This window comes from Chimaeribacter californicus, assembly GCF_002858675.1.
Taxonomy (GTDB): Bacteria; Pseudomonadota; Gammaproteobacteria; order Enterobacterales; family Enterobacteriaceae; genus Chimaeribacter; species Chimaeribacter californicus.
This window is the reverse complement of sequence record NZ_PJZF01000001.1, coordinates 319,159-332,013: the sequence shown is the minus strand read 5'-3', so window position 1 is coordinate 332,013 and position 12,855 is coordinate 319,159. Positions and strand designations below refer to the sequence as shown.

Sequence of the window (12,855 nt, the reverse complement as noted above, 5' to 3'; positions counted from 1 at the left end):
TAAATAATTAGCATGGTAATATTTTAAACATCACCTATTTAGCCTCAGACTGCTTTCATGACCGCAACCCCTGCTGACGGACTGCCCGTCCCCCAACGTTATGGCGCGATCCTGGCCATCGCCCTGGGTATTATTGTTTCCGTACTGGATGGCGCCATCGCCAACGTTGCGCTGCCGACCATTGCCAAAGATCTGCATGCCAGCCCGGCCTCTTCCATCTGGATTGTGAACGCCTACCAACTGGCAATCACCATCTCTCTGCTTTCACTCTCCTCATTGGGGGATATTCTAGGCTATCGCCGTATCTATCAGGCCGGGTTGCTGGTGTTCAGCATTACCTCTGTGTTTTGCGCCCTGTCCGACTCGTTAACCACTCTGACCATCGCCCGCGTGCTGCAAGGGTTTGGCGCGGCGGCGATCATGAGCGTCAATACCGCCCTGATACGTATTATCTACCCGCAGCGCTATCTGGGGCGCGGTATGGGCATCAACGCGCTGATTGTGGCGGTCTCTTCCGCAGCCGGGCCAACGGTGGCCTCTGCCATTCTCTCTTTTGCCGCCTGGCCCTGGCTGTTCGCCATTAATCTGCCGATTGGCCTGGTGGCGTTGGCACTCGGTATGAAGTTTTTACCGGCCAACCTCAGCCGCCGTAAAGGCCAGCGTTTTGATGTGCTGAGCGGAGTATTGAATGCCCTGACCTTCGGCTTGCTGATTACCGCGCTGAGCGGCTTTGCCCAGGGGCAGAGCCGGCTGCTGACGCTGGGGGAAGTACTGGTGCTGCTGATTGTCGGCGTGGTGTTTGTCCGGCGGCAGCTGAATCAGCCCTTCCCGCTATTGCCGGTTGATCTGCTGCGTATCCCGATCTTTTCGCTGTCAATCGGCACTTCAGTCTGCTCCTTCAGTGCCCAGATGCTGGCCTTTGTGTCGTTGCCGTTCTTCCTGCAAACCGTGCTGGGCCGAAGTGAAGTGGAAACCGGCCTGCTGCTGACACCCTGGCCGCTGGCGACGATGGTGATGGCCCCGATTGCCGGAAGGCTGGTGGAGCGCTACCACGCCGGGCTGCTGGGCGGCATCGGCCTGCTGGTGTTTGCCGGTGGCCTCTTTGCGCTGGCGTTACTGCCGGCCTCCCCCAGTGACGGCGATATTATCTGGCGGATGATCCTGTGTGGTGCCGGTTTCGGCCTGTTTCAGTCGCCCAACAATCATACCATTATCAGCGCCGCCCCGCGTGAGCGCAGCGGCGGGGCCAGCGGTATGCTCGGTACGGCCCGCCTGCTGGGCCAGACGGCCGGCGCGGCGCTGGTAGCACTGATGTTTAATCTGTTTTCACAGGCCGGCACCCATGCCTCACTGCTGCTGGGCGGCACGCTGGCGGCGGGTGGTGCGGTGGTCAGCTTCCTGCGGATGACCCAGCAACGCGGCCCGGCCGCAGAAAGCCCCCCGTCACCGCAGAGCCCACCGCGCTGACGCCATAAAAAAGCCCCGCACACCGGCGGGGCTTTTCCTATTACTTCACGGTCAGTTCAGGTACTGGCCGCTGCGCAGCGCCTCAATCCGCTTATCCAGCGGCGGGTGAGACATGAACAGCTCACTGAGCGATTTATTTTTACCATTGATACAGAACGCCATCATGCTGCCGGCCTCCTGCGGTTCATGGCTGGTTTTCAGCCGTTGCAGCGCCGCAATCATCTTGTCACGCCCGACCAGCTTCGCGGAGCCGGCATCGGCGTGGAATTCACGGTGGCGGGAGAACCACATGGTGATGATGCTGGCCAGAATACCAAAGACCAGCTCCAGCACGGTCGCCACCGCAAAATAGATCAGCGGGTTGCCGTTGCTGCTGCCCTCTTCCTCGCGGTTACCGCCGAGGAAACCGGCCGCCACCTGCGCCAGCAGGCGCGAGATGAAGATAACAAAGGTGTTTACCACCCCCTGGATCAGGGTCATGGTTACCATGTCGCCATTGGCAATGTGGCTGATTTCGTGGGCCAGCACCGCTTCTGCTTCTGCCTGGCTCATGTTCTGCAACAGGCCGGTACTCACTGCCACCAGCGAGGCATCACGCCGGGCACCGGTCGCAAAGGCGTTGATGTCCGCCGCGTGGTAAACCGCCACCTGCGGCATGGCGATGCCCGCCTGTTGTGACTGCTGGCGGATGGTGTCGAGCAGCCAGCGCTCGGTGGCATTACGGGGTTGTTCAATCACTTCGCCGCCGACCGCGCGCAGCGCCATCCATTTGGACATCAGCAGCGAAACCAATGCGCCGCCAAAACCAAACAGCCCGGCCATGATCATTAACCCCATGACACTGCTTGATTGGATCCCTGTCAGGCTGAGAACCAGCCCGAAGACCACCATCACTGCCAGGTTGGTCAGCAGGAATAACGCTATACGCATCATAAAATTGTCACTTCCTCTTCGTTAGGGTTTTGCCGTGCAGGCCACATGCCTGCCCCCTGATCGTATGGGCTTGGCGGCATGATTCAAGCGCTGGCGGCACTTAAGCTGCTAAAATCACAAAACTTTACAAAATGCAGCGATCTGTCTCGCATTGTGAGAAGACTTAAGGGAAATATGTCTGCCCTGCGATTGCCGCGCCTGCCACGGGTGAAACCCGGGGCATAAAAAAAGCGCACCGGAGTGCGCTTTTTCAGGGCGGGCCAGCTTACTTCGCTGCCGCATTACCCTCAGAGGATTCCATCCTGGAAAGATCAAGCGCAATATGCGCCGTCTCATCGAGATAAGGATCGGGCTGCTGGTAATCTTTCGGCAGATCGTCGAGCGATTTCAGCGGTTTTTTCCCTTCGCGTTTGAAGCGCTCATTGATGCGGTTCAGGCGGATGGCGTCATCTTCGTGGTTCTCTTTTTCGCGCTGGGCAAAATTGAGTGACACGATGTCGCGCTTATCTTTGGTCGCCTTATACTTTTCAATGTCCTGCGCAATGCTCTGGAACTCCGGATCGCCGGCGATACGGTCAGCGTGCGTTTTCAGCAGCGCCGGCACGAACGGTTTCATGTCGCCGGTTTTGCTGTAGGTCGCCGCGTTAATGCTGTCCCACGGCAGGGCGTTATCCTCGAAGGCTTCCCCGGTTTCTGCCGCCTCGATACCGGTCGGCATCAGGATGTCCGGCGTAACCCCTTTACGCTGGGTACTGCCGCCGTTAACCCGGTAGAATTTCTGGATGGTGTACTGCACCGAGCCCAGCGCCGGCCACTCAGGGCGCAGCATCTGGTCATAGATGCGGTTCAGCGAACGGTACTGCTGCACGGTGCCCTTACCGAAGGTCGGTTCACCCACAATCAACGCCCGGCCGTAATCCTGCATGGCGGCCGCGAAAATCTCAGACGCCGAGGCGCTGAAGCGGTCAACCAGCACCACCAGCGGCCCTTTGTAATAGACCACGCCGTCGGTGTCGCTGTCTTCACGCACCTTGCCGTTGTTGTCGCGCACCTGAACCACCGGGCCGCTCGGGATGAACAGGCCGGAAAGCGACACCGCCTCGGTCAGCGCGCCGCCGCCGTTGGTCCGCAGATCGATAACCAGGCTGGTGACGTGCTGTTTCTCCATCTTCTGCAACTGCACCTTGACGTCATCCGTCAGGCCCACGTAGAAGCCGGGGATGTCCATCACCGCGACTTTCTGCTTGCCGAAAGTTTTTACCGTCATTTTCACGGCACGGTCTTCCAGGCGGATGCGCTCACGCGTCAGGGTCACGGTACGGGTTTTGGTGCCCTTCCCGGCCGGCAGCACTTCCAGACGCACTTTACTGCCCTTCGGCCCTTTAATCAGCGCGACCACATCATCCAGACGCCAGCCAATCACGTCCACCACCGGTTTGCCGCTCTGGCCTACCCCGACGATACGATCGCCCACGGTGATGTTTTTGCTTTTCGCCGCCGGGCCACCCGGCACCATGGAATTAATGACGGTGTAGTCATCATCCTGTTGCAGCACAGCCCCGATCCCTTCCAGCGACAGGCTCATCTCGGTATTGAACTGCTCGGTGTTACGCGGGGAGAGATAATTGGTGTGCGGGTCAATCTCATGCGCGAACGCATTCATGATCAGCTGGAACACATCTTCGCTGTTGCTCTGCGCCAGACGCTTAATCGCGAAATGGTAGCGTTTGCTGAGCACATCGCGGATCTCTTTTTCATCTTTGCCGGTAAGCTTAAGGTTCAGCTCGTCATATTTGACTTTGGCGTCCCATAGGCTGTTCAGCTCATTGATGTCCTTCGGCCACGGCGCTTTGCTGCGGTCAAGGTCAATGGTGTCATTGCCGGTAAAGTCCATGGGTCTGGCCAGTACCGTCAATGCATATTGGAAGCGTTCAAACCGGCGTTTCTGCGCCAGATTGAACAGGGCATAGGCGGTATCGAGCTTGCCGGTTTTCAGCTCCTCGCCCATGCTGGTTTTTTTATCCGCAAATTGCGCCACATCTGCCGCCATCAACACGTTGTGGTTGAAGTCCAGCATATTGAGGTAGCGATCGAAGATTTTCGCGGAGAAGTTCTCATCAAGGTCAAACTGACGGTAATGGGAACGGGTGAAACGCGCCGTCACACGTTCGCTGACGGTGGCGTCCTGCGGCTCCTGCTGGAGCTGAGGCAGCGTCTCAAGCGTCACGGGGGCTTCATTGGCAAAGCTTACGCCCGCCAGAAACAGGCCCGCCGCAATCGCGGTAACTCTGACAAATTTGTTCATGCCTGGGTTGGCCTCCGTATCAGAACTGCAAGTGTTCTGCGCGCACGATCATCGCCAGACCGGAGGAAAGCTGCACACGGACACCGTCTTTGGCAATTTCCAATACGGTGGCATCCATCGCGCTTTTACCGGCCCGGACTTTGATCTCCTGGCCAATCTGCAGTTTTGAGATGTCGGTGACGGGCACCAGACTTGCCGGGCTTTCCTGACGTTCAGCGCGAGGCTCTTTAGCCTGTTGCGGACGCGGTGGGCGCGGCTTGCGGGTCTCCTGGGCTGCGGCGTTCTCACGGCGCGGCGCAGGTTTTTTACCCGCCGGGCGTGGGCGGCGGGCAGGGGCAGCGTCCGGGGTCTCCCCGTTGGCAATGGCCGCTTCGCGGCGCTTGGCCTGCTGTTCGGCACGTTGCGCCTGGACACGGGCTTTCGCCTCTTCCAGTTGCTTACGCGCATGTTCAACATGCTGCTCTTCAAGCTCGCCGCATGGGTTGCCGTCTAAATCGACGCGCTGGGCACCGACTTTGACGCCATACAGATACCGCCAGCTTGAGGTATAGAGGCGCAGGGCGGAACGCAATTGCGTTTTGCTGAGGTTCTCCTCAGCCTGGACGCGTTCCACAAGATCCTGAAAAATGCCGATCTTTAACGGACGCGCTTCGCCTTCGGCAGTGAAACAGAGCGGGAACCGCTCAGCCAGATAGGCGATGACTTCTTTACTACTGTTCAACTTAGGTTGATTTTCCATGAAATTTCCTGATTACAACGGGTTTGCCAACCGGCGCAGGCATGAACAGGCGCCATTATAATGACGCCATCAGTAAATGCCACGTTATCCGTTAATCATCGTGAGAAAGAAGGACATATTTTGCCGCGTCGCACTGTTCCAGCTGCGCGCACAGCGCGTCAACCACCGAGATCAGGCCGGTTTCGTCTTCCTCGTCGAAGCGTTGATAAACCGTGCTGTCGATGTCCAGTACCCCGATAATCTGCCCGCCAACCCGCAACGGCAGCACGATTTCAGCGTTACTGGCCGCATCACAGGCGATATGGCCGGGGAACGCGTGGACGTCGCCAACACGCTGGACAGCAGCCTCGGAGACGGCGGTTCCGCACACCCCTTTGCCTACCGGAATACGCACACAGGCGATTTTCCCCTGGAACGGCCCCAGCACCAGCGTTTTGCCGTCCATCAGGTAGAAGCCCGCCCAGTTTACGCCCTCAAGGCGCTCATACAGCAGCGCGCTGGCGTTGGCCAGTGTGGCAATAAAATTGGTTTCGCCGGCCAGCAGCGCGCCCATGTCACGTTTTAATTCTGTGTAGAATGCGTTTTTATTCATGTTATGACCATAAAATCGGTGAGGGTGACCAGCGCCGCACTGCGCTTAGCCCCTATAAAATAAGCATTAAATGCGTATCGTCACAAGGTTAATCGGAGGTTACTTCACAAAACCCCCTGTGTCGGGGTATGTTGGCCGCAGAAAGTCGCCGGATTTATCTGAACCATGCCTGACCGCGCCCTCATTTCACGCTACGCTAAGTGTCTAGACGTGCATCAAAAAACGCATTGCCCTTCCGGCCGGTACCGCCGGAGGCGGATTGTGCCCCAGATACGATGCAGGGAAAGCACATTTTTTTGTAACCAGGTGGCACAGACCCCTCACAGGCTGTTCCTGCACCTTCTGCCGAGTCCGGAATCATGAAAATAGAGACACTCTCCGGCCCGTTGCCCCAGGCCCGCTACCAGCGTTGCAGCGAGTGCGACATGCTGTTCACCCTGCCGTTCCTCACGCGGCGTGAATCCGCGTACTGCCCGCGCTGCAATGCCCGGGTAGAGAAAGGGCGTGACTGGTCACTGACCCGCCTGGCGGTGGTCGCGGTGACGGCGCTGCTGCTGATGCCTTTTGCCTTCAGCGAACCGCTGATCAGCATCCGCCTGCTCGGCACGCGGATTGACGCCTCCCTGCTGGAAGGGGTCTGGCTGATGACGGACCAGAATTCCCCGCTTACCGGCAGCATGGTGCTGTTCTGCACCGTGGGCGCGCCGTTGACGCTGGTGCTCTCCCTGCTCTATCTCTATATCGGGCGGCAGCTCGGCATGAATCTGCGGCCGGTGCTGCTGATGCTGGACAGGCTGAAAGAGTGGGTGATGCTGGACATCTACCTGGTGGGCATGGGCGTGGCCTGCATTAAAGTCAAAGAGTATGCCGACATCACGCCCGGCCATGCCCTGATTGCCTATCTGGCGGTGATGCTGCTGACGATTTTGCTGCTGATCCACCTGAACGTGGAGCAGCTCTGGCTGCGCCTCTACCCGCAGCCGCAGCCGGGCGGCGATCCCGCCGCGTTCCGGCTCTGCCTGCCGTGTAAATTCACCGGCAACCCGGATGCCCGCGGCCGCTGCCCGCGCTGCCATGTGCCGATGCGCCTGCGCCGCCGCCACAGCCTGCAAAAGAGCTGGGCCGCCCTGCTGGCGGCGATGGTGTTTCTGCTGCCGGCCAACCTGCTGCCGATCTCCATCATCTACGCCAACGGCCAGCGCATGGACGACACCATTTTTTCCGGGGTGGTTTCGCTTGCCACCTCCGGCAATATCCCGATTGCCGGGATTGTCTTCATCGCCAGTGTGCTGGTGCCTTTTACCAAGATCATCGTCCTGCTGGTGCTGCTGCTCAGTATTCATTTCCGTACCCAGCACAGCCTGAAAACCCGCATCCGCCTGCTGCGGCTGGTGACCTGGATTGGCCGCTGGTCAATGCTCGACCTGTTTGTGATAGCGCTGATGATGTCACTGATCAACCGCGATCAGTTGCTCTCGTTTACTATGGGGCCGGCTGCCTTCTATTTCGGCAGCGCGGTGTTCTTAACTATCCTTGCCGTACATTGGCTGGATAGCCGTTTGATTTGGGATGCACATGCAACACGAAACGCCGACTACACCGACTGAGGCGCGGGTAAAAAACAAGCGCCGGATTTCCCCGTTCTGGTTACTGCCGTTTATTGCCCTGATGATTGCCGGCTGGCTGATCTGGAGCAACTATCAGGAGCGCGGCACCACCGTCACCATCTCCTTCCAGTCTGCGGCGGGCATTGTCGCCGGCCGCACACCGGTGCGTTATCAGGGGGTGGAGGTCGGAACCGTCCAGACCATCAGCCTGAGCAAGGATCTGCACAACATCCTGGTCAAGGTCAGTATCCGCAGTGAGCTGGAAGATGCCCTGCGCGACGGTACCCAGTTCTGGCTGGTGACGCCCAAAGCCTCGCTGGCCGGGGTCTCCGGGCTGGATGCGCTGGTAGGCGGCAACTACATCGGCATGATGCCCGGCCCGGGCGAGCCGAAAACCCAGTTCACCGCCCTCGATACCCAGCCAAAATTCCGCCTGAATACCGGTGAGCTGATGGTGCATTTGCGGGCGGCGGATCTGGGCTCCCTCAACACCGGCTCGCTGGTCTATTACCGCAAAATCCCGGTCGGCAAAGTCTATGACTATGACATCGCGCCCGGTAAAGAGGGCGTGACCATTGATGTGCTGATTGACCGCCGCTTCGCCAACCTGGTCAAGCGCGACAGCCGCTTCTGGAACGTCTCCGGTTTCCAGGGCGATTTCAGCCTGCAAGGGGCGTCGGTCAAGATGGAGAGCCTGGCGGCGCTGGTCAACGGGGCGATTGCCTTTGACTCGCCCACCGGCGGCACCCAAGCCCAGGCGGATCAGAATTACCAGCTCTACCCCGATCTGGCCCACAGCCAGCGCGGGGTGTTGATCCACCTTGACCTGCCCTCGGGCGATGGCCTGAACGCCGGCCACACGCCGCTGATCTATCAGGGGTTGCAGGTCGGCACCCTGACGGCTGTCACGCTGGACAAAGGCGGCAAGGTCAGCGGTGAACTGACGGTGGATCCGTCGGTGGTGGAGCTGATGCGCAGCGGCACCCGCATTGAACTTAACAGCCCGAAAATCAGTTTGAGCGATACCCGCCTGAGCGCGCTGCTCACCGGCAGTACCCTGGAATTGATCCCCGGCGAGGGCGAGCGGCAGGCGCGCTTTACGGTGCTCGACAGCAGCCTGAAGCTGTTGCAGCAACCCAATGTGCTGACGCTGGAACTGCTCGCCCCGCAGACCTACGGCATCAACCCCGGCCAGCCGCTGATCCTGTATGGCATCAATGTCGGCCAGGTACTGTCACGCGATCTCACAGACGCCGGTATCCTGTTTAAAGTGGCGGTCAAACCGGAATACCGCCGCCTGATCCACCAGGACAGCAAATTTGTGGTCAACAGCCGGGTGAATGTGAAACTGGGGCTGGATGGGCTGCAGGTTACCGGGGCCAGCGCCGCGGAGTGGATCGACGGCGGCATCAAGATCCTGCCGGGCGGGAAAGGGACACCGGCGGCCCGCTACCCGCTCTACAGCGATGAGCAGAAAGCGGAGGAAGGGACGCAGGGCGACACCCCGAAACCGACCCTGACGCTGACGGCCGACAGCCTGCCGGATGTGCAGGCCGGTTCCGTGGTGCTCTACCGGAAGTTCCAGGTAGGGGAAATCACCGACATCCGCCCCCGCGCCAATGCCTTTGATGTGGATGTCTACATCCAGCCGGAATACCGCAAGCTGCTCACGGATAAAAGCATCTTCTGGGCCGAAGGCGGCGCAAAAGTGCAGCTGAACGGGGCCGGTTTCTCGGTGCAGGCCTCCCCGCTGAACCGGGCGCTGAAAGGGGCGATCAGCTTCGATAACCTGGAAGGGGCCACCTTTACCAAAGGGGTCAAACGGGTGCTCTATAACAATGAGACCGCCGCGCGGGCGGTGGGCAGCCAGATCACCCTGACGACCTTTGACGCCAGTAAGCTCTCGCCGGGGATGCCGATCCGCTATCTGGGTATCGACATCGGCCAGGTGGAATCCCTGAAGCTGACCCCGGAACGTAATCAGGTGGATGCCAAAGCGGTGCTTTACCCGGAATATGTGCAGACCTTTGCCCGCGCCGGTACCCGCTTCTCGATTGTGTCGCCGGAGATCTCGGCCGCCGGGGTGAGTAACCTCGACACGCTGATCCAGCCCTATATCAATGTGGAACCGGGCGCGGGCGGCCATCTGGCGCGCACCTTTGAGTTGCAGGAAGCCACCATCACCGATTCGCGTTACACCGACGGGCTGGGGATTGTGCTGGATGCGGCAGAAACCGGCTCGCTGTCAGTCGGCACGCCGATCCTCTACCGCGGCATTGAGGTGGGCACCATCACCGGCTTCTATCTGGGTTCGATGGGTGACCGGGTGCATGTCACGCTGCGCATCAGCAAAAAGTATCAGCACCTGGTGCGCAATAACTCGGTGTTCTGGCTGGCCTCCGGCTATAACTTGCAATTCGGCCTGACCGGCGGCGTGATTAAAAGCGGCACCTTCCAGCAGTTTATCCGCGGCGGCATCGCGTTCATGACCCCGCCAAGCATTCCGCTGGCCCCGAAAGCCCTGCCCGGCAAGCACTTCCTGCTCAACAGCGAAGAGCCGAAAGGCTGGCAGAGCTGGGGCACGGCCATCCCGCAGGACTGATCGCGGCGGCACACTCTGTACCCTGAAGCAGCCTGCGGGCTGCTTTTCTCTTTTTTAATGCAGTCTGCGGGCCGGGCCGCCATTTCACCGCCGCGTCGCAGGTGTGCTAGACTGCGCGCCACTTTTATTGCGCTTGCGGACCCTCCCCTGTGGCTAAACACCTCTCTGCTTTCCTGCCGCCTGAATTCCTCGCGGCCACCCGGGCCATCATGCCCGCTGACCTGTCGATGGACGATTTTATCGCCGCCTGCCAGCGCCCGTTGCGCAGCAGCCTGCGCGTCAACACCCTGAAGATCAGCGTGGCCGACTTCACTGCCCGTGCCGCGGCCTATGGCTGGCAGCTGTCGCCCGTGCCGTGGTGCGCGGAAGGGTTCTGGATCGACCGCAGTGATGATGAGAGCCAGCGGCTCGGCAATATGCTGGAGCACCTGGCCGGGCTGTTTTATCTGCAGGAAGCCAGTTCGATGCTGCCGGTCAGCGCGCTGTTCAGCGATAACACGCTGCCGGAGCGGGTGCTGGACGTGGCCGCCGCCCCCGGCTCGAAAACCACCCAGATTGCGGCCCGCATGGGTAACCAGGGCGGCATCGTCGCCAATGAATATTCCGCCAGCCGGGTCAAGGTGCTGCACGCCAACATCAGCCGCTGCGGCGTCAGCAACAGCGCGCTGACCCACTTTGACGGCCGGGTGTTTGGGGCCGCGCTGCCGGAAACCTTTGACGCCATCCTGCTGGATGCACCCTGCTCCGGCGAAGGCGTGGTGCGCAAAGACCCGGATGCGATGAGCAACTGGTCGCCGGAGAGCATCGTCTCCATCGCCGCCACCCAGCGGGAGCTTATCGACAGCGCGTTCCATGCGCTGAAACCGGGCGGCACGCTGGTCTACTCCACCTGCACCCTCAATGCCCAGGAGAACCAGGAGGTGTGCCGCTGGCTGCTGGCGCGCTACCCGGAGGCGGTCACTGTGGAGCCGCTGGATGGCCTGTTCCCCGGCGCGGAACGGGCCGCCACGCCGGAAGGCTTCCTGCACGTTTTCCCGCAGATTTTTGACAGCGAAGGCTTCTTCGTGGCGCGGCTGCGTAAAACCGCTGCCATTGCCCCCCTGCCCGCGCCGACCTATAAAGTGGGGGCGTTTCCCTTCTCGCCACTGCCGGGCAAAGAGCGTGATGCCATAACGCAGGCGGCACGGGCCGCCGGGCTGCCGCTGCCGGAGACCCACTCTCTGTGGCTGCGTGACAAAGAGATCTGGCTGTTCCCGCAGGCGCTGACCCCGCTGTTCGGCAAGGTACGCTTCTCGCGCATCGGGTTGAAACTGGCCGAGCGCTTCCCGAAAGGTTATCGCTGGCAACATGAGGCGGTGGTGGCACTGGCTGACACCAGCGGCCATGCCACGCTGGAACTGGACGCAGAACAGGCACAAAGCTGGTTTATGGGGCGTGATTTCTACCCGGAATCCCTGCCGGACGGGGATGAGTTCATCCTGACCTGGCTTGGCCAGCCGCTTGGGTTAGCCAAGCGCATCGGCAGCCGCATCAAAAATGCGCTGCCGCGTGAACTGGTACGTGACGGGGCCGCCTTTGTGATGCCCCCGGCCTGAACCGACCCTCTTTCAGGCGGGCTAAGGCCCGCTTTTCTTATTATTCCTTACCTGATAACCCGGTTTTCCTGTTTACAAAATAATCAATTCTCTAAAAACGCTCTCAAATACATTAAAAAAATTACTCAATTAACCACCCCTCCCCAGAAACACACGCTATCAACTTATTACCTTAACTTAACACCAAATTTACATCACAGAAATTTATTGCCCCTTTTCACCGGTTGCAGCCTAAAAAAAGTGCGTTTTCTCTTATCGTGTTTTTTTTATTTTTAAGAGGAAATATGAACAAATGTATTCTAATAATTAATCTTATTAACAAGGCTAACCAATGAAGAAAGCGTGGAGGATGCCACAGCCCGGTTTCTGATGTGTCTACTGATTCAGCTTTTGTTTTTTACTGAAAGGAACAGGTTATGAAGAAAACACAACTCACGCTGGCTTCCGCCGCGTTGATGATGCTGACCCCCGCCGCCCCGGTATTTGCGGGTACCGTTACCGGTAATATGGGGGTTACCCTGACCGTGGGGGCCGGGTGTGAGGTGGTCGGCGGGAATTCAGGCGGCTCGGTGAACCAGTTCGGTACCCTGAGCTTTGGCGAGTACTCTTCTCTGGCCAACATCATTAACTCGCAGTCAACCGATGCCGCCGGTTCCGGCAGCCTCCAGTTGCTCTGCACCACCGGCACACCGTTCACCGTGGCGCTGGACAACGGCGTGAATGCTGCCGCCGGGCAGCGGCGGATGGCCGGTACCGGCGGTGCCTTTATTAACTATAACCTCTATCAGGAGCCGGCCCGTACCACACTCTGGGGGCCGGGCACCCCACTGGCGGGTACCGGTACCGGCACCCCGGTTAACCTGATCGTGTATGGTCAGGTGCCGGCGCAGACCACCCCGGCAGCCGGTACCTACACAGACACCGTGACCATGACCGTCACCTGGTAACGTACAGACTGATGAACAGCAGCCACGGAAAGGACGCCGGGCGGCCCGGGTACCGGCTGGCCGCCGCA

The 12,855-nt window shown here is 59.7% G+C and carries 9 protein-coding genes; 5 read left to right on the top strand and 4 right to left on the bottom strand.

Annotation, left to right across the window (positions count from 1 at the left end; all coding sequences use genetic code 11):
- The first annotated feature begins 57 nt into the window (after window positions 1–57).
- Window positions 58–1,467 carry an MFS transporter gene (locus tag CYR55_RS01525; protein WP_101814399.1) on the top strand — a complete coding sequence of 470 codons (1,410 nt, stop codon included), beginning with the start codon at window positions 58–60 and terminating at the stop codon, window positions 1,465–1,467.
- 51 nt (window positions 1,468–1,518) lie between these two features.
- On the opposite strand, the gene htpX is transcribed toward CYR55_RS01525, so the two are convergent.
- The 4 genes from htpX to CYR55_RS01505 form a co-directional block, all read right to left on the bottom strand.
- On the bottom strand, window positions 1,519–2,400 hold the full coding sequence (htpX, locus tag CYR55_RS01520) for a protease HtpX (protein WP_101814398.1): 882 nt from the start codon (window positions 2,398–2,400) through the stop codon (window positions 1,519–1,521).
- 265 nt (window positions 2,401–2,665) lie between these two features.
- Complete coding sequence (gene prc, locus CYR55_RS01515; protein ID WP_101814397.1) at window positions 2,666–4,705, bottom strand: carboxy terminal-processing peptidase; 2,040 nt, start codon at window positions 4,703–4,705, stop codon at window positions 2,666–2,668.
- A 19-nt stretch (window positions 4,706–4,724) separates the two neighbouring features.
- Entirely contained in the window at window positions 4,725–5,444 is a 720-nt protein-coding gene (gene proQ / locus CYR55_RS01510) for an RNA chaperone ProQ (RefSeq protein ID WP_101814396.1), read from the bottom strand.
- Between the two features lie 91 nt (window positions 5,445–5,535).
- Window positions 5,536–6,036: a GAF domain-containing protein gene (locus CYR55_RS01505; RefSeq protein WP_101814395.1), complete on the bottom strand. Its 501-nt coding sequence runs from the start codon at window positions 6,034–6,036 to the stop codon at window positions 5,536–5,538.
- Between the two features lie 359 nt (window positions 6,037–6,395).
- Between CYR55_RS01505 and yebS the strand changes: the two genes are divergently transcribed.
- From yebS to CYR55_RS01485, 4 genes are all read left to right on the top strand, one after another.
- On the top strand, window positions 6,396–7,643 hold the full coding sequence (yebS, locus tag CYR55_RS01500; RefSeq protein ID WP_101814394.1) for a membrane integrity lipid transport subunit YebS: 1,248 nt from the start codon (window positions 6,396–6,398) through the stop codon (window positions 7,641–7,643).
- Window positions 7,612–10,245, top strand: coding sequence for a PqiB family protein (locus CYR55_RS01495; RefSeq protein ID WP_101814393.1), 2,634 nt, complete (start codon window positions 7,612–7,614; stop codon window positions 10,243–10,245). Before yebS ends, CYR55_RS01495 begins: the two co-directional genes overlap by 32 nt.
- A 149-nt stretch (window positions 10,246–10,394) precedes the next feature.
- Complete coding sequence (gene rsmF, locus CYR55_RS01490) at window positions 10,395–11,840, top strand: 16S rRNA (cytosine(1407)-C(5))-methyltransferase RsmF (protein ID WP_101814392.1); 1,446 nt, start codon at window positions 10,395–10,397, stop codon at window positions 11,838–11,840.
- A gap of 416 nt (window positions 11,841–12,256) precedes the next feature.
- Window positions 12,257–12,787 (top strand): Csu type fimbrial protein, encoded by a 531-nt coding sequence (locus CYR55_RS01485; protein WP_101814391.1) that lies wholly within the window; start codon window positions 12,257–12,259, stop codon window positions 12,785–12,787.
- Window positions 12,788–12,855: the final 68 nt, after the last annotated feature.